Genomic DNA, 16,239 nt, shown 5'->3' with positions numbered 1-16,239 from the left:
CGAGACTGCGCGCATGAGCGAGCTGACCGTGCTGGGCAGCTGCGGCGCTTGGCCGGAACCCGGCCGGGCCTGCGCCGGATTCCTCCTGGTCCACGAGGGTTTCAAGATCGTGCTCGACCTCGGCTACGGCGCCGCGTCGCGGCTGTTCGAACACTGCCCGGGCGGGCGGGTCGACGCGGTGGTGGTCACGCACGAACACCCTGATCACTGTGCCGATGTGAGCGCGCTCGGCCGTGCCCGCGCCTACGGGCTGCCGGGCGAGCCGAGGATCCCGCTGCATTGCACGCCGGGGACGGTCCGGCGGCTCGAAGCGCTGGAGCCGCGGCCGCATCCGACGACGATTTTCGACGTGTCCGGCCTCGGCCCGCCGCGAGAGGTCGGGCCGTTCCGGATGACGACGTTCCTGCTGCCGCACCATGTGCCGAACTACGGGGTCCGACTGACCGCGCCCGGGCTCACCGTCGCGTACACGGGCGACAGCGGACCCAGCCCGGTCCTGGCGGAGCTCGCGCGCGACGCCGACCTGCTCATCGCCGACGCCACGCTGCAGGGCCCGTCTCCCGACGAGACGCCGCGGCTGGTGTCGACGGCGGGCGAGGCCGGGTACTGGGCCGAACGCGGGGGTGCCCGGCGGCTGCTGCTGACCCACTTCTGGCCCGGTTCCGACCGCGAAGTCTCGGTGGCGGAGGCGCGGGAGGAGTTCAGCGGCGAGGTACTGGCGGCCGAGGAAGGCACCCACTTGCGTTTAGCGGGCTAAACGCGATCCCGCAGGTCAGCGCCCACTCGCGTTTAGCGGGCTAATCGCGACGCGTCTCGCCGGTCGCGTTTAGCGGGCTAAACGCGATCCGGCAGGTCAAGGGCCGCATTTGGAGCCTTCGACCGGGGGCGCGAACTGGGCGGAGACCCACTTGCCCTCGGCGATCTTGCGGAAGCCGTTCTCGACCACCGGCTGCGCGTCGATCTTCGCGTCCTTGACGTACTTGCCGACGATCTTCTGACCGCCGGGGGTGTCGCGCGCGTTGAGCACGTCGGCCGTCACCACGACCTGGCAACCGGTCGGGCTCGAAGCGCTCGACTCCCTGTCTTGTCCCGAAATGGCGACGACGACGATCAGCGCCGCACCGGCGCCGAGGAACAAGACCGGTTTCGAGATGGCCATGATGGTCACTCCTCGAACAAGGGAATCGTTTTCTGCCTCGACCAGAGTGGCAGAAGCCGGGGCGGTCGCCCAGTTCCCTGATTGCCAACCACCCGGAGGCGCCAACCGGACGGCGTTCGCGCTACCCACCGTCACAACGCTGCCCCGGATACGTGAAGGCCCCCTCCCGTGAGGAAGGGGGCCTTCAGGTACTTACCGCGAAGCTCAGCCCTGGGCGATCTTCTTGGCCAGGTTGTCGTCCAGCGTCGCGAGGAACTCCTCGGTGGTCTGGAACGCCTGGTCCTTGCTGATCAGCAGCGCGAGGTCCTTGGTCATCTTGCCGCTCTCGACGGTCTCGACGACGACCTTCTCCAGCTTGTTCGCGAACCCGATCAGCTCCTGGTTCGAGTCCAGCTTGCCGCGGTGCTCGAGGCCCCGGGTCCACGCGTAGATGGACGCGATCGGGTTGGTCGAGGTCGGCTTGCCCTGCTGGTGCTGGCGGTAGTGCCGGGTCACCGTGCCGTGCGCGGCCTCGGCCTCGACGGTCCGGCCGTCCGGGGTGCGCAGCACCGACGTCATCAGGCCCAGCGAGCCGAAGCCCTGCGCGACCGTGTCGGACTGGACGTCACCGTCGTAGTTCTTGCAGGCCCAGACGTAGCCGCCTTCCCACTTCATCGCCGCGGCGACCATGTCGTCGATCAGGCGGTGCTCGTAGGAGATGCCCTTGGCGTCGAAGTCGGCCTTGAACTCGGCCTGGTAGATCTCCTCGAACACGTCCTTGAACATGCCGTCGTAGGCCTTCAGGATGGTGTTCTTGGTCGACATGTAGACCGGGTACTCACGGTCGAGGCCGTACTGCAGCGAGGCGCGCGCGAAGTCCTCGATGGACTTGCGGTAGTTGTACATCCCCATGGCGACGCCGCCGCCCTCGGGGAACTTCGCGACCTCGAACTCCATCGGCTCGGAGCCGTCGTCCGGGGTGTAGCTGATGGTCAGCGTGCCGGGACCGGGGACCTTGAAGTTGGTCGCCTTGTACTGGTCGCCGTGCGCGTGACGGCCGATGATGATCGGCTTGGTCCAGCCCGGCACCAGGCGCGGGATGTTCTGGATGACGATCGGCTCGCGGAAGATCACGCCGCCGAGGATGTTGCGGATCGTGCCGTTCGGCGAGAGCCACATCTTCTTCAGGCCGAACTCTTCGACGCGCGCCTCGTCCGGCGTGATCGTGGCGCACTTGACGCCGACGCCGTGCTTCTTGATCGCGTTGGCCGAATCGATGGTGACCTGGTCGTCGGTGCGGTCCCGCTCCTCGATGCCCAGGTCGTAGTACTCCAGGTCCACGTCCAGGTACGGGTGGATCAGCCTGTCCTTGATGAACTGCCAAATGATGCGGGTCATCTCATCGCCGTCGAGCTCGACGACGGTGCCCTGGACCTTGATCTTGGCCATGAGCAGCGGTGCTCCTTCCGCGGATCTTCGCGTTCTTCTTAAGTCTCCGGTAGCGGTACAAGCGTACTGCTTAACCGCGCTGGATGGTTCCAGTAGTGGTGGGTATCAAGTCTCCACGAGGCCGATGTGGCCGACGTCACCCGGTCGGACGACGGCCATCCGGCCGTCACGGGACACCGGGGAACCGCGACATCATCGAACCGCACTCCTCAGCCGGCCACCGGAAAGGGCGGTCCCCATGTCCACCAACCCCTACGCGGTGCCACCGCACGAGCAGCCGCCCGCGCCGGAGCCGTACCTCCAGCCTAGGCAAAGCAGCCGCGTCGTGCCTCGCGTGATCAGCGCCCTCGGCGGGGTCCTGCTCACCCCGGTCGCGCTCGGGCTGGTGATCTACGGCGGCTCGCGGCTGCAGCGGATGTACGCGCAGGCCTACACCGTTGGCGAAGACCCGCTGGGCTTGATCCTGATGATCGTCGGTGGCCTTCTCCTGCTCGGCGTCGCGCTCCTCGGCGTGCTGTCCGGACTCGGTCCGGTGCTCGGCGGGTTGATCTGGGGCGTGGTGCCGGGGCTGACCACGCTCCTGGGCGGGCAGAGCGTCATGAGCACCATGTACGACATCGGCGGCCGCGAACTCGGCGTGGGCCTGGTGACCTGGCTGGTCATGGGTGCCCTGTTCGGGAGCGGCTTCCTCTTGGCGGGGGCAGGCCTGGTCGGCACCCTCACCCGGCGCCGCACGGATCGCGTTTAGCGGGCTAAACGCGATCCGCGGAGATCGAAGTGAACCGGGTGGGCCTCGGATCCGTAGTCCGGATCAGGGAGGTGGCCCGCCCATGTCATCGCACCGGTACGTCGCGGAGTACGACGACGAGGACTACCAGGAGTACGGCGAGTACGAGCAGCAACCGAAAGACCCGCGAAGGCCCTACGAGGACGTCGAGTCGTACGAACCGTACGAGCCTCCTTTCGACGACGACCTGGGCGTCGAAGACAGCCGTGCCGGCCGTGGCGTGCGCCGGGTGCTCAGCGGCGCGGGCGGCCTGATCCTGACGCCGGTCGCCCTCGGCCTGCTGGCCTGGGGCGGCCTGCGGCAGCAGATGCTCGTCCAGGCGACGCTCAGCACCCAGCGTGACGTCTTCAGCATCGGCCTGCTCGTCGGCGGCGGGATCCTGCTGCTCGCGGTCGGGCTGCTCGGCGCGCTCTCGGCGACCGGCCCGATCCTCGGCGGCCTCGTCTGGGGCATCGCGCCCGGCGTGGCCACCGCCGCGGTCCCGGAATGGGGCTTCCGCCTGGTGAAGTACCTGCCGCAGAACGACGTCACCTACGGCGTCACGAGCTGGCTGTTCATCGGCGGGCTGCTCGGCACGGGATTCCTCCTCGTCGGCGCGGGCCTCGCGTCGAGACTCGCCCGGCGGCGCCGCTGACCGGGCTGGGACCATCGGCGCATGGGTTTGTTCACCGTTCCTGAAGCCCGCGCCGAACTCGCCCGGCTAGGCCCCGTGCTCGACGAGCTCGTCCGCCTCCGCGCCGACGCGGCCGAACTCGCCGCGGCGCTGCGCCCCGGCGGCCGGGAGACCGCGCTCGGCGGGATGCCGGAGTGGAAGGCCGCGCAGGCCCGGTTGGACGACTTGATGACCACGGTCCAGCGGACGGGTGCGGAGCTGAAGGGGTTCGCCCCGCTCCTGATCGACTTCCCCGCCGAGCTCGACGGCGTCGACGTCCTGCTCTGCTGGCTCGAGGGTGACCAGGAACTGTGCTGGTACCACCGCGCCGACCTGGGTTTCGCCGGCAGGCGCCGCCTCCCGGCCAGGGTCGCCGTCGTGACCGAGGAGACCGCGGCAGGCCTCTTCGACGGCGTCGCCGCCCACTACGACGAAGACACCTTTCACGGCCTCGTGGCCGACGCGCTCGTCAACGGCCTCGGCCGCACGGCTCCCGAACGCGTTCTCGACGTCGCGACCGGGACCGGCGCGGCCGCGTTCGCCGCGCTGCGCCTGGAGCCGGGCGAAGTGCTCGCGATCGACATCTCGCCGGGCATGATCGCCCGAGCCGAGACGAAGGCCGCGACGCGCGATCCCGGCAGGCTCATCACCTGGCAGGTCGCCTCGGCGGTCCCGTCGCCGGTGGAGGACGACGGTGCGGACGCCGTGCTGTGCGCGTCTTCGCTGCATTTCCTCGGCGCGGCCGCGCTCCGCGACTGGCTGCGGGCGCTGCGCCCCGGCGGCCGCGTCGGCTTCAGCCTGCCGCTGGCGTCGGCGTTCCGGCCGTCGGAGGCGTTCGCCGCGATCGTCCCCGCCGACCTGAAGCTGCCGGAAACCGAGGACGACGCGGCGGAACTGGCCTCCGAAGCGGGCTTCACCGAGGTGACCGTGAAGCGCCTCGACGTCGAGTCAGGCGACAGGGTCCGGTCGGTGTTCGTGGTGCACGCGACCAAACCCTGAGCGGACCTACAGCGGCGCGAAGAACGGCACGCACTTGGGCGCGGGCGCGCCCGCCGGATCGAGGGCCTTGAGGATCAGGCTCGTCACGTTCGGGTCGATCGCCTGGCTCAGATGCCCGGACACGTCCACTCCGCAGCGGTCCTGCAGCACGATGTCGGTCGTCCCCGGTTCGCCCAGCACCCCGCTGGTGTACGGCGTGACCACTCGATCGTGGCGGCTCACGATGCTCGTGTAGGTCGGCCCCGGCACGCTCACGCCACCACGGGCGAGGTCGTCGAGGAAGTCCGACGGCGCGAGGTATTCGCGGCACGCCCCGCACACGCCGTCGGCGAGCAGATCGAGGCCGGGCAGCGAAAGCACGGCCCTGGCCAGCCCGGAAAGGCCGTTGAGCGACGTGCCCTTGAAGTTCGAGCCGAAGCCGACGAAATGCTTCACCTTCTCCGCGCCACCCTCGAACTTGAGGTAGTACGCGGGCATCGTCGTGCCCTCGGAGTGGCCGACGATGTCGACTTTGTCCGCGCCGGTGCTCGATCGCACGCGGTCCACGAACGCGCCGAGTTCGACGGCGCTCTTCCGCATGGAGCCGAGCCCGCCGAACAACTGTCCACCCAGGACAGTCGCGCCGTAGGTCAGCGAGTAGACGCAGTAGCCGGCGCTCTTGAGCTTCGGCGCGTGGTAGAACCAGTTGGTCGTCGCGTTGCCGCCGAGGCCGTGCACCAGCACGACGGGCTCGGGGTGCTTCGCGCTCGGCTTGCACGACCAGTCGTTCCAGCCGCTCGACGGGGCCGCGCTCGCGACGGCCGGGGCGGCGATCGTGAACGTCAAAGCCGCGACAAGCGTGGTGAGGATCCTTCTGGTCTTCGTGGCACCGCCGTTGGTGACCCGAGCCCGCATCCCTGCCTCCGGTTACTCGTCAGTATGTGATGCGAGTCATCATGCGTCACAAACCGGCGACCGGAACCGGGAGAACGACCAGACTTACCCGCAACGACTTGTGACAGATCACAAGGGCAGCAGCGCTCGTCGTTCGATCGGACTGGACATGATGATCGAAGTCGTCGTCGCCCCCAGCGTGGACAGGTCTTCGAGCAGGTCCTCCAGATGCGTGGTGTCGCGGACGGCGATCTTGAGGATCCAGCAGTCCTCCCCCACCACGTGGTGCAGCTCGAGGATTTCGGGGCGGTCCATGAGCTTCCGCGTGCGGGGATGCCGGACGGTGAACCCGCTGTGCGGCGCCATCCGCACGAACGCCCGCAGCCCGAGACCGACCCGGGACGGCGAGACGAGCGCCGCGTAGCCGGTGATCGTGCCATCGGCTTCGAGGCGTTTGACGCGTTCGCCGACGGCGGCCGGGCTCAGGGAAACGCGGCGCCCGAGCTCGCTCAGGGTGATGCGCCCTTCCTCCTGAAGGAGTTCGAGGAGTCGCCGGTCGATCACATCTAGTGAGCTTTCAGTGAAATCGCGATTCGACCGAGATTCTTTCAGTGATTCTGCTGATTCGCCCATGTTCTCCCCTTCAAGCCACTGGATCACCAACGTAACACTGGTCAGCATGAAGAAAGTGCTCGTTCTGGGCGGAAGCCGGTACTTCGGCCGCGGGGTGGTCGAGCGGCTGCGCGACGCCGGACTGGACGTCACCGTGCTCAATCGCGGCTCCTCTCCCACGCCGACCGGCGTCGCCCATCTGATCGCCGACCGCGACGACGAAGCCGGACTGAAGGCCGTGCTGGGTTCCCGTTCCTTCGACGTTGTGCTCGACCAGGTCTGCTACACCCCGGTCCAAGCGGGCATCGCGCGCCGCATCATCCGGACGGACAGGTACGTGATGACCTCGACGATCGACGTCTACGACCAGGTCCGGGCGGACACCCCGATGGCCGAATCGCTGGTCTCCCGGTCTCCTGTCGACGTCAGACTTCCTTGGCACGACGCGGATTTCCTCGAAGCGCACTACGGCGAAGGCAAGCGCCAGGCGGAGGCCATTTTCGCCGACGGTGACGTGGAGTTCGCCTCGGTACGGGTCGCGCACGTCCTCGGCGGCGACGATTTCACCGGACGGCTGCGCCATTACGTCGAACGGCTGGACGCGGGGGACGTCGTCGAGATCCACGCGGAACCACGGCCGTCGACGTTCATCCACGCGGATGAGATCGCGGACTTCCTGGCCTGGGCGACACGCGCGGACTTCGCGGGCCCGGTCAACGCAGGTTCGCACGGCGAGCTGTCCGCGCTGGATCTCGCCGCCGCCGTCACCGCCGAGCCCCGGTTCAAGATCGTCGAGCGGGACGCTTCGCCGTTCTCCTTCGACCGGTACGCCGTCCTGGACACCTCGCGCGCGACAGATCTCGGCTTCTCGTTCTCCACCACCACCGATTGGCTCGGCGAAGCCATCGAAAACCTCAGAAAGGCTTGAGCGAATGCACTACCGCAGCATCGGAGACGTCGAAGTGAGCGCGATCGGCCTCGGCGCGATGCCGTTGTCGATCGAGGGCCGCCCGGACGCCGGCCGCGCGATCGCCACGATCCACGCCGCGCTCGACGCCGGGGTCACGCTGATCGACACGGCCGACTCCTATCACTGGCACGCGGGGGAAACCGGGCACAACGAGGTGCTGATCGCCGAGGCGCTGGCGGGCTACGGCGGCGACCCGGACACGGTGCTCGTCGCGACCAAGGGCGGTCGTGGCAGGCCCGGTGACGGCTCGTGGACCGTCACCGGGACGCCCGCGCATCTCAAGAACGCCTGCGAAGGCTCGCTGAAGCGGCTCGGCATCGACGCGATCGGGCTCTACCAGTTGCACAAGCCCGACGAGAACGTGCCGTGGGCGGAATCCGTCGGCGCGATCAAGGAGCTGGCCGACGAAGGCAAGATCCGGCTCGCCGGAGTGTCCAATGTGTCCAGTGCGCAGATTCTCGAAGCGCGGGAGATCCTCGGCGAAAAGCTGGTTTCGGTGCAGAACGAGCACTCGCCCGCGAATCTGACGCACGAACCCGAGCTGGCGCTGTGCACCGAACTCGGCCTCGCCTACCTGCCGTGGGGTCCGCTCGGCGGGATCGGCGGGGAATTCCTTGCCGTGGCGGAGGAACACGGCGTCAGCCCGCAGCAGGTGTGCCTGGCATGGCTACTCGCGAAGTCGCCGTCGATGATCGCGATCCCCGGTTCGACGAGGCCCGCGACGATCCGCGATTCGGCGGCCGCCGCCGACCTCGTGCTCACCGCCGACGACCTGGCTCGCCTGCCGTGATCAGGCGCTGGCCACCAGCGTCACACCCATGGCGATCATCATCGCGGCGACCAGGCCGTCCAGCATCCGCCACGACGACGGCTTGCGGAAGAACCCGCTGAGCAGCCTCGCGCCGAAGCCGAGCGCGAGGAACCAGAGCACGCTGGCGGACACCGCCCCGACGCCGAACGCCCACCGGCCGCCGCCGTGCCCCGCCGCGATCGCGCCGAGCAGGAGCAGCGTGTCGAGGTACACGTGGGGGTTCAGCCAGGTGAGCGCCAGCGTGGTCAGCACGATGCGGCGCAGCGATCCGCCGGTCTCCGGGCCACCGGTTTCCAGTGCCGACGGCTTGAACGCGCGACGGGCCGCGAGAGCGCCGTAGCAAAGCAGGAAGGCGCCGCCGATCAGGGCGACGATGGTCAGGGCTTCGGGCGACGCCCCCACCAGCGCGCCGACTCCTCCGACACCCAGGCTGACCAGGATGACGTCCGAGACTATGCAGATCAGGACCACCACGGGAACCGCTTCGCGGCGGATGCCCTGGCGCAGCACGAACGCGTTCTGCGCGCCGATCGCGACGATGAGGGCCATGGTGGCGCCGAACCCGGCGACCGCGCTGAGCAGAACGTTTCCCATACGAAGGACACTAGGAAGCGGATAGTCAACAGTACAGCTAAAGATTCTTACGTAACATTAGCGTTCGTGATGAAAGAATTGCCGCTGGACCTCGTCCGCACGCTGCTGGCGGTCGCCGACGAAGGCACGTTCGACGCGGCGGCCTCGGCCCTGCACGTGACCCCGTCGGCGATCAGCCAACGCGTGAAAGCGCTCGAACAACGCACCGGCCGGGTACTGCTGATCCGCACGAAACCGGTGCGCCTGACCGAATCCGGGCAGGCGGTCGTGCGCTTCGGCCGTCAGCTGGCCCTGCTGGAGGCCGACACCCGGGCCGAACTCGGCCTGACCGCCGACGACGAACCGGTCCGGATGCCGATCGCGGTGAACGCCGATTCGCTCGCGACGTGGTTTCTGTCGGCGCTCACGCGGGTGTCGTTCGACCAGAAGATCTGCTTCGAGCTGCATCGCGAGGACCAGGACCACACCACCACTCTGTTGCGGGAAGGCCAGGTGATGGCGGCCGTGACGTCGTCCCCGGATCCGGTCGCGGGGTGTTCGGTGCACCGGCTCGGGCACATGCGCTACCTGGCCGTGGCGAGCCCGGCGCTCGGCACGGACCTCGACCTCGCCGAAGCCCCCGTCGTCGTCTTCGGCCGCCGAGACGACCTCCAAGACCGCTTCGCGCGCGAGCGGGGCACGATCGCGAGCTCGCTGCGGCACTGTGTCCCGTCGTCCGAAGGGTTCTACGACGCTGTCGCCGCCGGGATGGGCTGGGGCATGGTGCCGCTCACGCAGATCGGCGACCGCCTGCGCGACGGCACCTTCGTCTGCCTGGACCCGGACCACCCGATCGACGTACCGCTGTTCTGGCAGCGGTGGAAACTCGACTCCCCCGCGCTGGCGGCGGTGTCGGCCGCCGTCACCGCCGCGGCCGCGGACCTGCTCGTCGACCCACACGGATGAGGACGCGCGCGGCGGCGCGTTCGTGAGATCCTGGGCGCATGACGCGCGCATTGCACCTGGTCGGGGACGAGGAAGCGGACCGGCTGCTGACCGAAGACCCGTTCGCGCTGCTCGTCGGGATGCTTCTCGACCAGCAGTTCCCGATGGAACACGCGTTCCGGGGCCCGCAGAAGATCGCGGACCGGATGGACGGTTTCGACATCAAGAAGATCCACGCGATGGACACCGAGACCTTCGTCGAGCTCTGCGTGGTCCCGCCCGCGATCCACCGCTACGGCGGATCGATGGCCCGGCGGGTGAAGGATCTCGCGGAGCACGTCGTCGAACACTACGACGGCGACGCCGCCGGGATCTGGACCGCCGGACGCCCCAAGCCGGACGGCCCCGAGGTCCTCAAGCGGCTCAAGGCACTGCCCGGCTACGGCGATCAGAAGGCCGCGATCTTCCTCGCGCTGCTCGGCAAACAGCTCGGCGTGCAGCCGAAGGGCTGGCGCGCGGCCACCGGCTCCTACGGCGACCGCGGCTCCCGGCGTTCGATCGCCGACGTCGTCGACACGAAGACCCTCGGCGAGGTGCGGGCGTTCAAGAAGGCGGCGAAGGCCGCTGCCAAGGCGCCCGCGAAGTAGCTACTTCTTCCCCGCACCCGGCCACGGCCCCGGCGTCTCCGCGGGCAGTTCGGCCTGCTCGGTTTCGGTGCGGAACAGCCGGAAACCACGGGCCTGGTAGTTCTTGAGCGCGGCGGGGCCGTCGGTGGTGCAGGTGTGGACGGTCACGCGGCGCGTCGCCGTCTTGCCTGGCCAGCGCTCCGCGAGCGCCCATGCCTCCCGGAGCGCGACGGTGAGCAGGTGCCCGCCGATGCCCTTCCCGACGAAGGACGACATCAGGCCGAAGTACGCCAGTTCGACGTCACCCTCGCCGCTGCCGTCGAGTTCGAAGTAACCGCACGGCGTCCCCTTCGCGTACGCGACCCAGGTCTCGACGCCGGGCCTGTCCAGCCACTCGATCCACTGCGACCACGTCCAGCCGAGCCTGTCGATCCAGAACCAGTCGCCGCCGACGGCGGAGTAGAGGTAGCGGTTCAGCTCGGGGCTGACCAGCTCCGCGCGGGTGACCGTCACCGGGACGGCGGGCGGTTTCGCCGCGCTCAGGTCGTCCGGCGAGGTCTGTTCGAGGTGCCAGGTCGTGATCTCCATGCTGGGATCATTTCAGCCACACCCGGAGCGGCCCGAGTGCCGTGTAGCCGTTCCGCAGGGCCGCGTCGAGATCGTCGCCGCGTTCGTAGCCGGTGATCGGCAAACCGGGGAAACTCGCCGCGACGGCCGAGGTCGCGCCACGCCAGGCGTCGTCGAGAGCGCCGCGAGTGTACAAATTGGACAGTCCGGCGAAGTCGCCGTCACGGTTGGCCGTCACCCCCGAGACACCGTCGGACCACACCGCGACGGACGGATCGCCGAACCGGTCATCGTCCCGGGACCAGCCCGGTTCGAGGGGCGCCTGAGCCGTACAGGCGATCCACGTGGCTTCGAAGAGCACCGCGAAACCCGCTTGCGAAAGATCGAGGCAGCCGAAGCTGTCCTTCACCGAACAGCCCGGCGAAGTGTCGATCCCTTCCAGCACTTCCGGCACCGTCGCGTCCGGCGTCAGGGTCACCGCGTCCGGGTACAGCGGTGGCGTCCGGCGTGCCGACTTCCAGATGTGACGGGTGAAGGTCCCCGCTAACCCGTGTGCCCGGCAGACCGTGTCGCACCAGCGGGCGTTGACGCGCGCGGCGTCCGCTACGCCCGCGCGAACCACAGGACGTCCGGTTCGCCTTGCGGCACCGGGATCTTCAGCTCCCGCACTTCACTGAACCGCGCTCGCAGCCGCCTCGCGAACGACGGCGCCGACTCGGCGCTCCACACCGCGAGCACGCCGCCGGGCCGCAGCCGCGCGGCGAGCATGTCGAGCCCGTCGCTCCGGTACAGCTTCGCGTTGCCGTCGGTGACCGTCCACTCAGGACCGTTGTCGATGTCCAGGCACAGCGCGTCGAACCGCTCCTCCGTCCGGCGCAACCACTTCACCAGATCGGCCTCGACGACGGTGACCCGCTCGTCGGAAAGGGCGTCGTCGTGGACGTCCTTGAGCGGGCCCTCGCGGTTCCAGCCGATCACCGCGGCTTCGCGCTCGACGACCACGATCTCGCCGACGCCGGGGTGATCCAGCGCGGCGCGCAGCGAATAGCCGACGCCGAGGCCGCCGATCAGCATGCGTGCCTTGCCCGGCACCAGATCGGCCGCCACCGAGACGAGCAGCCGTTCGGATTCCCCGTTCCGGGTGTCCATCAGGAAGACGCCGTTGGCGATGACCTCGAAATCGTTCCCGGCCCGGCGAAGCACCAATTCGCCGCTCTTCCCCGCCACTGTGTCGAGCACGTCGGTCATCCGGGCAGCTTATCGGCGACGGTCACAGCAGGCCCGCCATTTTGTACAACACGAGACTGCCCGCGACGGCGACGTTGAGGCTCGCCCCGATGCCCACCATCGGGATTTCGACGACGGTGTCGAGCAGATCGAGCGCTTCCGGCGGAATGCCCTGTTGCTCGTGGCCCAGCACGACGATCGTCCGGCCCCGTGCGGACGGGAGATCAGCGAGGCGCACGGCTTCGTCGGCCAGTTCGACACCGACGATCGCCGTGCCCGCCGCCCGCTCCCGCGTCAGCCAGCCCGGCGGGTCGTGGACCCAGTGCACACAAGCCGGGCGCCGCAACGTGTTCCCGCGGCGCAGCGCCTCCGGCACCCACGGAAACCTCGGCACGGCGAGGCAGGCGCCCACCGCGTCACAGGTTCGCAAAAGGGTGCCGAGATTCGCGCCGTGCAGCGGCCACAGCGGTGCCGCGACGAGATGTCCCCAGCAGGAGTGGGTTTTCCTTCTTCTGGCCGCACGCAGTTCCGACGGTGTGCGGACCCGGATCGACGGGCTCACCGGCCGTGAGGCGTCGCGCCTCCAAGGATTTCGAGGATCATGCCCACACTGTAGCGGGATCACCTCCGGCACTCTTAACCTTGAAGCCTCGGAGGTGGTAGTCATGCAGGCGACCGTCGGAGACGAGATCCACGTGCACGGGCGCACGGTCGGATCCGTGGGACAGCGCGGCGAAATCCTCGAAGTACGCGGCGAACACGGTGGCCCGCCGTATCTCGTCCGGTTCACCGACGGGCACGAAGGACTGGTCTTCCCCGGTCCTGATTGCGTGGTCCAGTCTCGCGGCGATTAGGCGTCACTCGGCCAAAGCGGGCTGCCTCACGCGGCTTCGCCAGCCCGCCACGACCACGAGAGCGGCGATCGCGGTCAGTACCGCCGCGATCTCGGGCAGCAGGAGCGGTCCGCCGCCGCTGAGCACCGCTCCCCCGACCAGGCCGGAGAGGCCGACGCCGAGATAGATGGCGGACGCGTTGAGAGAGAGGACGAGACCGGCGTTCTGGCTGGAGAGTTCGATCAGGCGGTGCTGGATCGGCGGGTTGATCGACCAGGTGGCCAGTCCCCAGAGGAACAGCACGACGGCCGCGCCCGCGATGCTGGTCGCCACCAGCGGCAACAGCGCGAGGACCACGGTGATCCCGGCGAACACGACCAGCAGCGGTCCCCTGGCGCCCCAGCGGTCGGTCGCACGGCCGCCGAGGACGTTGCCGAGCGCGCCGCCGGCGCCGTAGACGAACAGCAGCAGGCTGACCGTCGTGCCGTGGACGCCCGCCGTGGCGGACAGGACCGGCGAGATGAAGGTGTAGACGGAGAACGCGGCGAGGCAGCCGAGCACGGTCGCGCCGAGCATGGCGAGGACGCGCGGGTCCTTGGCGACGGTGAACCGTTCGGCCAGGCGGACCGGAGGCGGCGCCGGGACGGCGGGCAAGACCATCCGGACCGCGAAGGCGCCGAGAAGCGAGAAGGCCGCGACGAGTCCGAAGACGGCCTGGTAACCGACGCTCTGCGAAAGCACGCTGCCGAGCGGGACCCCCAGGATCGTCGCGATGGTCAGGCCGCCGAAGACGAGCGCGACCGCGCGGCCCCGGCGTTCCGGCGAGGTGAGTTCGGCGGCGACGGCGCTCGCGGCCGGGGTGAAGACCGCCGCGCCGATCGCGGTGACGACCCGCGCGAGGAGCAGGGTCACGTAGCCGGGTGCGAGGGCGGCGAGGGCGTTGCCGATGGCGGTGACGACGAGGGCGGCGACCAGGAGCGTCCGCCGTTCCCAGCGGCCCGTGACCGCGGCGAACAGCGGTGAGCCGACGGCGTACGCGATGGCGAAGGCGGTGACCAGCTGTGCGGCGGCGGTCTCGGAGACCCCGAGCTCACCGGTCAGCGCGGGCAACAGCCCGGCGACGACGTAGCCGCTGGTGCCGACCGCGAAGGTGCCGAGCGCCAGCACCGCGGTCCTGGGTGGTGCGAAAGTCATGACTCCCCAGCTCCAGACCCCCTTTTGCGCCCGGTCCCGCTCCCGGCCGAGATCGCGATTAGGGGGCGGAAGTCGCTCCGGGCCCCGGTCGCCCAGGTGCCGCCCGGATCGCGATTAGCCCGCGAAAGTCGACCTGGGTCGCGGGGCACCCGGCCGGCGCCGGATCGCGTTTAGCCCGCTAAAGGCGCGTGGGGGTCATTGTTCGATGGTTGTCGTAGTTCGATGGAGACCGTACTACGAACTCGCGGAAAGTTCGAGGGGCGTCGTACTATGGACGGATGGCCGCGACCACGACCCCGCAGTACGTCTACCCCGGGCAGGACGAGATCCGGATCGAGGCGGTCCTCTCCGCACTCGCCGACCCGGTGCGGCTCGACATGGTCCGCCAGCTGGCCGAACCCGGCACCGAGATCTCGTGCAGCGGTTTCGACGTCGCCGTGACCAAGTCCACACTCACCCATCACCTGCGCACCCTGCGCGAAGCGGGCATCATCATGGGCCGCCAGCAGGGCACCGCGCGCTACAACTCCTTGCGCCACAACGATCTCGACGAGCTCTTCCCCGGCCTCCTCCAGGGAGTGCTCGCCGCCCGCCGCTGAGGGTGGGCAGCCTCACCCGAAACCGGGATGACAAAAGCCCCCGTGATCCGTTGAACTGGACGCAGGACAGCTCGTCGACGTCGGGGCCGAACGCGCTGTCTTCTTTTGCGTCCGAGACCTAAATCGATTCAGTTGCCCATCCGCGACGGTGGGCGAGTAATCGTTTACTCACGTACGACCCTCGAAGGGAGAGCCGTGCCCGTCGCGCTGCTCGCGCTCGCCATCGGTGCCTTCGGCATCGGGACCACCGAATTCGTCATGATGGGCGTGCTGCCCGAAGCCGCCGCCGATTTCGGCGTGTCGATCCCGTCCGCCGGCTACCTGATCTCCGGTTACGCCCTCGGCGTCGTGGTCGGCGCCCCGCTGCTCACCGCGGTCGCCGTCCGGCTGCCGCGCAAGACCATGCTGCTGGCGATGATGGGGCTGTTCACGCTCGGCAACGTCCTCTTCGCACTGTCGCCGAACCAGGAGTTCGGCGTCGCCTTCCGTTTCCTCGCCGGCCTGCCGCACGGCGCGTTCTTCGGCGCCGGCGCGGTCGTCGCGTCCAGCCTGGCCAAGCCGGGCGAACGCGCCAAGGCCGTCTCGATGATGTTCATGGGCCTGACCCTGGCCAACGTCGTCGGCGTCCCGCTGGGGACGTTGCTCGGCCAGAAGGTCGGCTGGCGCGCGACCTTCGGCGTCGTCGCGGTGATCGGCCTGGTCGCCATGGCCGCGATCGCGAAACTGGTCCCCCACCAGGGCAAACCGGTCGAGCCATCGCTGCGCGGCGAACTCGGCGCCTTCCGCCGTCCGCAGGTGTGGCTCGCGCTCGCGATCGTCACCTTCGGCCTGGGCGGCGTGTTCGCCTGCCTGTCCTACATCGCGCCGATGCTGACCGACGTCACCGGCTACTCGCCGTCGGACGTCACTCTGCTGCTCTCGCTGGCCGGGGTCGGCATGACGATCGGCAACTACCTCGGCGGCAGGCTCGCCGACAAGGCGCTGATGCCGAGCCTCTACGTCTCGCTGTCCGGACTCGCCACGGTGCTGGCGATCTTCACCTTCACCGCGAACGGCAAGGTCGGCGCGGCGGTGACGATCTTCTTCGTCGGCCTCGCCGGTTTCATGATCGGCCCGATGATGCAGGCCCGGATCATGGAGAAGGCCGGTGGGACGCCGTCGCTGGTCTCCGCGGCCGTGCAGTCGGCGTTCAACATCGCGAACTCGATCGGCGCCTACCTCGGCGGCCTGGTGATCGCGGGCGGGCTCGGCCTGGTCGCCCCCAACTGGGTCGGCGCCTCGCTGGCCGTGCTGGGGCTCTCGCTGGCCGTCGTCTCCGGCGGCCTCGACCGCCGCGAAGCCCGGCTCACGCCCGCCATGGCCTCCTGATCGACCACCGGCGGTC

Annotated in this window: 21 protein-coding genes; 11 read left to right on the top strand and 10 right to left on the bottom strand. The window is 69.1% G+C overall.

The window, feature by feature from the left end:
• Window positions 1-13: 13 nt before the first annotated feature.
• Window positions 14-757, top strand: a complete 744-nt coding sequence (locus tag ACLJRM_RS12345; protein ID WP_101612288.1) for an MBL fold metallo-hydrolase — start codon at window positions 14-16, stop codon at window positions 755-757.
• Window positions 758-853: 96 nt separating this feature from the next.
• Here ACLJRM_RS12345 and ACLJRM_RS12340 read toward each other — a convergent pair whose 3' ends face one another.
• Together ACLJRM_RS12340 and ACLJRM_RS12335 are read right to left on the bottom strand one after the other, a co-directional pair.
• Window positions 854-1,159, bottom strand: coding sequence for a hypothetical protein (locus tag ACLJRM_RS12340; RefSeq protein ID WP_101613722.1), 306 nt, complete (start codon window positions 1,157-1,159; stop codon window positions 854-856).
• A 204-nt stretch (window positions 1,160-1,363) separates the two neighbouring features.
• Window positions 1,364-2,587 carry an NADP-dependent isocitrate dehydrogenase gene (locus ACLJRM_RS12335; RefSeq protein WP_101612287.1) on the bottom strand — a complete coding sequence of 408 codons (1,224 nt, stop codon included), beginning with the start codon at window positions 2,585-2,587 and terminating at the stop codon, window positions 1,364-1,366.
• A gap of 238 nt (window positions 2,588-2,825) precedes the next feature.
• Between ACLJRM_RS12335 and ACLJRM_RS12330 the strand changes: the two genes are divergently transcribed.
• The 3 genes from ACLJRM_RS12330 (at window position 2,826) to ACLJRM_RS12320 (ending at window position 5,025) form a co-directional block, all read left to right on the top strand.
• Window positions 2,826-3,335: a hypothetical protein gene (locus ACLJRM_RS12330; protein ID WP_410663044.1), complete on the top strand. Its 510-nt coding sequence runs from the start codon at window positions 2,826-2,828 to the stop codon at window positions 3,333-3,335.
• 82 nt (window positions 3,336-3,417) lie between these two features.
• Entirely contained in the window at window positions 3,418-4,008 is a 591-nt protein-coding gene (locus ACLJRM_RS12325) for a hypothetical protein (RefSeq protein ID WP_101612286.1), read from the top strand.
• Window positions 4,009-4,029: 21 nt separating this feature from the next.
• Window positions 4,030-5,025, top strand: coding sequence for a DUF2203 family protein (locus ACLJRM_RS12320; protein ID WP_410663043.1), 996 nt, complete (start codon window positions 4,030-4,032; stop codon window positions 5,023-5,025).
• Between the two features lie 6 nt (window positions 5,026-5,031).
• Here ACLJRM_RS12320 and ACLJRM_RS12315 read toward each other — a convergent pair whose 3' ends face one another.
• Window positions 5,032-5,919: an esterase/lipase family protein gene (locus tag ACLJRM_RS12315; protein ID WP_101612284.1), complete on the bottom strand. Its 888-nt coding sequence runs from the start codon at window positions 5,917-5,919 to the stop codon at window positions 5,032-5,034.
• Between the two features lie 108 nt (window positions 5,920-6,027).
• Complete coding sequence (locus ACLJRM_RS12310; RefSeq protein ID WP_199192953.1) at window positions 6,028-6,462, bottom strand: Lrp/AsnC family transcriptional regulator; 435 nt, start codon at window positions 6,460-6,462, stop codon at window positions 6,028-6,030.
• Between the two features lie 115 nt (window positions 6,463-6,577).
• Between ACLJRM_RS12310 and ACLJRM_RS12305 the strand changes: the two genes are divergently transcribed.
• Together ACLJRM_RS12305 and ACLJRM_RS12300 are read left to right on the top strand one after the other, a co-directional pair.
• Window positions 6,578-7,438: an NAD-dependent epimerase/dehydratase family protein gene (locus tag ACLJRM_RS12305; RefSeq protein WP_410663042.1), complete on the top strand. Its 861-nt coding sequence runs from the start codon at window positions 6,578-6,580 to the stop codon at window positions 7,436-7,438.
• A 4-nt stretch (window positions 7,439-7,442) separates the two neighbouring features.
• Window positions 7,443-8,270 (top strand): aldo/keto reductase, encoded by an 828-nt coding sequence (locus tag ACLJRM_RS12300; RefSeq protein WP_410663041.1) that lies wholly within the window; start codon window positions 7,443-7,445, stop codon window positions 8,268-8,270.
• Here ACLJRM_RS12300 and ACLJRM_RS12295 read toward each other — a convergent pair whose 3' ends face one another.
• Window positions 8,271-8,885 (bottom strand): LysE/ArgO family amino acid transporter, encoded by a 615-nt coding sequence (locus tag ACLJRM_RS12295; protein ID WP_101612280.1) that lies wholly within the window; start codon window positions 8,883-8,885, stop codon window positions 8,271-8,273.
• Between the two features lie 66 nt (window positions 8,886-8,951).
• Between ACLJRM_RS12295 and ACLJRM_RS12290 the strand changes: the two genes are divergently transcribed.
• Both ACLJRM_RS12290 and ACLJRM_RS12285 read left to right on the top strand, forming a co-directional pair.
• Window positions 8,952-9,830, top strand: coding sequence for a LysR family transcriptional regulator ArgP (locus ACLJRM_RS12290; RefSeq protein ID WP_101612279.1), 879 nt, complete (start codon window positions 8,952-8,954; stop codon window positions 9,828-9,830).
• Between the two features lie 38 nt (window positions 9,831-9,868).
• Window positions 9,869-10,456, top strand: coding sequence for an HhH-GPD-type base excision DNA repair protein (locus ACLJRM_RS12285; RefSeq protein ID WP_410604519.1), 588 nt, complete (start codon window positions 9,869-9,871; stop codon window positions 10,454-10,456).
• Here ACLJRM_RS12285 and ACLJRM_RS12280 read toward each other — a convergent pair whose 3' ends face one another.
• The 4 genes from ACLJRM_RS12280 to ACLJRM_RS12265 form a co-directional block, all read right to left on the bottom strand.
• A complete protein-coding gene (locus tag ACLJRM_RS12280; RefSeq protein ID WP_410663040.1) occupies window positions 10,457-11,023 on the bottom strand; it encodes a GNAT family N-acetyltransferase in 567 nt (188 codons plus the stop codon).
• A 7-nt stretch (window positions 11,024-11,030) separates the two neighbouring features.
• Complete coding sequence (locus ACLJRM_RS12275; protein ID WP_410663039.1) at window positions 11,031-11,480, bottom strand: hypothetical protein; 450 nt, start codon at window positions 11,478-11,480, stop codon at window positions 11,031-11,033.
• Between the two features lie 125 nt (window positions 11,481-11,605).
• The gene (locus tag ACLJRM_RS12270) at window positions 11,606-12,250 is read right to left on the bottom strand and encodes a spermidine synthase (RefSeq protein WP_101612275.1); all 645 of its coding nucleotides are present in this window, start codon (window positions 12,248-12,250) and stop codon (window positions 11,606-11,608) included.
• A 22-nt stretch (window positions 12,251-12,272) separates the two neighbouring features.
• A complete protein-coding gene (locus ACLJRM_RS12265; protein ID WP_233223092.1) occupies window positions 12,273-12,791 on the bottom strand; it encodes a TrmH family RNA methyltransferase in 519 nt (172 codons plus the stop codon).
• 103 nt (window positions 12,792-12,894) lie between these two features.
• Here ACLJRM_RS12265 and ACLJRM_RS12260 point away from each other — a divergent pair, with 103 nt between their 5' ends.
• On the top strand, window positions 12,895-13,083 hold the full coding sequence (locus tag ACLJRM_RS12260) for a DUF1918 domain-containing protein (RefSeq protein WP_101612274.1): 189 nt from the start codon (window positions 12,895-12,897) through the stop codon (window positions 13,081-13,083).
• A 3-nt stretch (window positions 13,084-13,086) separates the two neighbouring features.
• On the opposite strand, the gene ACLJRM_RS12255 is transcribed toward ACLJRM_RS12260, so the two are convergent.
• On the bottom strand, window positions 13,087-14,256 hold the full coding sequence (locus ACLJRM_RS12255) for an MFS transporter (protein ID WP_101612273.1): 1,170 nt from the start codon (window positions 14,254-14,256) through the stop codon (window positions 13,087-13,089).
• Window positions 14,257-14,534: 278 nt separating this feature from the next.
• On the opposite strand from ACLJRM_RS12255, the gene ACLJRM_RS12250 reads away from it, so the two are divergent.
• The gene (locus ACLJRM_RS12250) at window positions 14,535-14,855 is read left to right on the top strand and encodes an ArsR/SmtB family transcription factor (RefSeq protein WP_101612272.1); all 321 of its coding nucleotides are present in this window, start codon (window positions 14,535-14,537) and stop codon (window positions 14,853-14,855) included.
• Window positions 14,856-15,050: 195 nt separating this feature from the next.
• A complete protein-coding gene (locus ACLJRM_RS12245) occupies window positions 15,051-16,223 on the top strand; it encodes an MFS transporter (RefSeq protein ID WP_101612271.1) in 1,173 nt (390 codons plus the stop codon).
• Window positions 16,224-16,239 lie beyond the last annotated feature (16 nt).

This window comes from Amycolatopsis sp. lyj-84, assembly GCF_046549075.1.
Classification (GTDB): domain Bacteria; phylum Actinomycetota; class Actinomycetes; order Mycobacteriales; family Pseudonocardiaceae; genus Amycolatopsis.
Note: the sequence above shows the minus strand (reverse complement) of the source record. Positions and strands in the feature narration are given on the sequence as shown.

Bases quoted from the DNA above. Each gene is read 5' to 3' on its own strand.
- ACLJRM_RS12345 (WP_101612288.1), top strand. From the start codon at position 14: ATGAGCGAGCTGACCGTGCTGGGCAGCTGCGGCGCTTGGCCGGAACCC.
- ACLJRM_RS12340 (WP_101613722.1), bottom strand. From the start codon at position 1,159: ATGGCCATCTCGAAACCGGTCTTGTTCCTCGGCGCCGGTGCGGCGCTG.
- ACLJRM_RS12335 (WP_101612287.1), bottom strand. From the start codon at position 2,587: ATGGCCAAGATCAAGGTCCAGGGCACCGTCGTCGAGCTCGACGGCGAT.
- ACLJRM_RS12330 (WP_410663044.1), top strand. From the start codon at position 2,826: ATGTCCACCAACCCCTACGCGGTGCCACCGCACGAGCAGCCGCCCGCG.
- ACLJRM_RS12325 (WP_101612286.1), top strand. From the start codon at position 3,418: ATGTCATCGCACCGGTACGTCGCGGAGTACGACGACGAGGACTACCAG.
- ACLJRM_RS12320 (WP_410663043.1), top strand. From the start codon at position 4,030: ATGGGTTTGTTCACCGTTCCTGAAGCCCGCGCCGAACTCGCCCGGCTA.
- ACLJRM_RS12315 (WP_101612284.1), bottom strand. From the start codon at position 5,919: ATGCGGGCTCGGGTCACCAACGGCGGTGCCACGAAGACCAGAAGGATC.
- ACLJRM_RS12305 (WP_410663042.1), top strand. From the start codon at position 6,578: ATGAAGAAAGTGCTCGTTCTGGGCGGAAGCCGGTACTTCGGCCGCGGG.
- ACLJRM_RS12300 (WP_410663041.1), top strand. From the start codon at position 7,443: ATGCACTACCGCAGCATCGGAGACGTCGAAGTGAGCGCGATCGGCCTC.
- ACLJRM_RS12295 (WP_101612280.1), bottom strand. From the start codon at position 8,885: ATGGGAAACGTTCTGCTCAGCGCGGTCGCCGGGTTCGGCGCCACCATG.
- ACLJRM_RS12285 (WP_410604519.1), top strand. From the start codon at position 9,869: ATGACGCGCGCATTGCACCTGGTCGGGGACGAGGAAGCGGACCGGCTG.
- ACLJRM_RS12280 (WP_410663040.1), bottom strand. From the start codon at position 11,023: ATGGAGATCACGACCTGGCACCTCGAACAGACCTCGCCGGACGACCTG.
- ACLJRM_RS12270 (WP_101612275.1), bottom strand. From the start codon at position 12,250: ATGACCGACGTGCTCGACACAGTGGCGGGGAAGAGCGGCGAATTGGTG.
- ACLJRM_RS12260 (WP_101612274.1), top strand. From the start codon at position 12,895: ATGCAGGCGACCGTCGGAGACGAGATCCACGTGCACGGGCGCACGGTC.
- ACLJRM_RS12255 (WP_101612273.1), bottom strand. From the start codon at position 14,256: ATGACTTTCGCACCACCCAGGACCGCGGTGCTGGCGCTCGGCACCTTC.
- ACLJRM_RS12250 (WP_101612272.1), top strand. From the start codon at position 14,535: ATGGCCGCGACCACGACCCCGCAGTACGTCTACCCCGGGCAGGACGAG.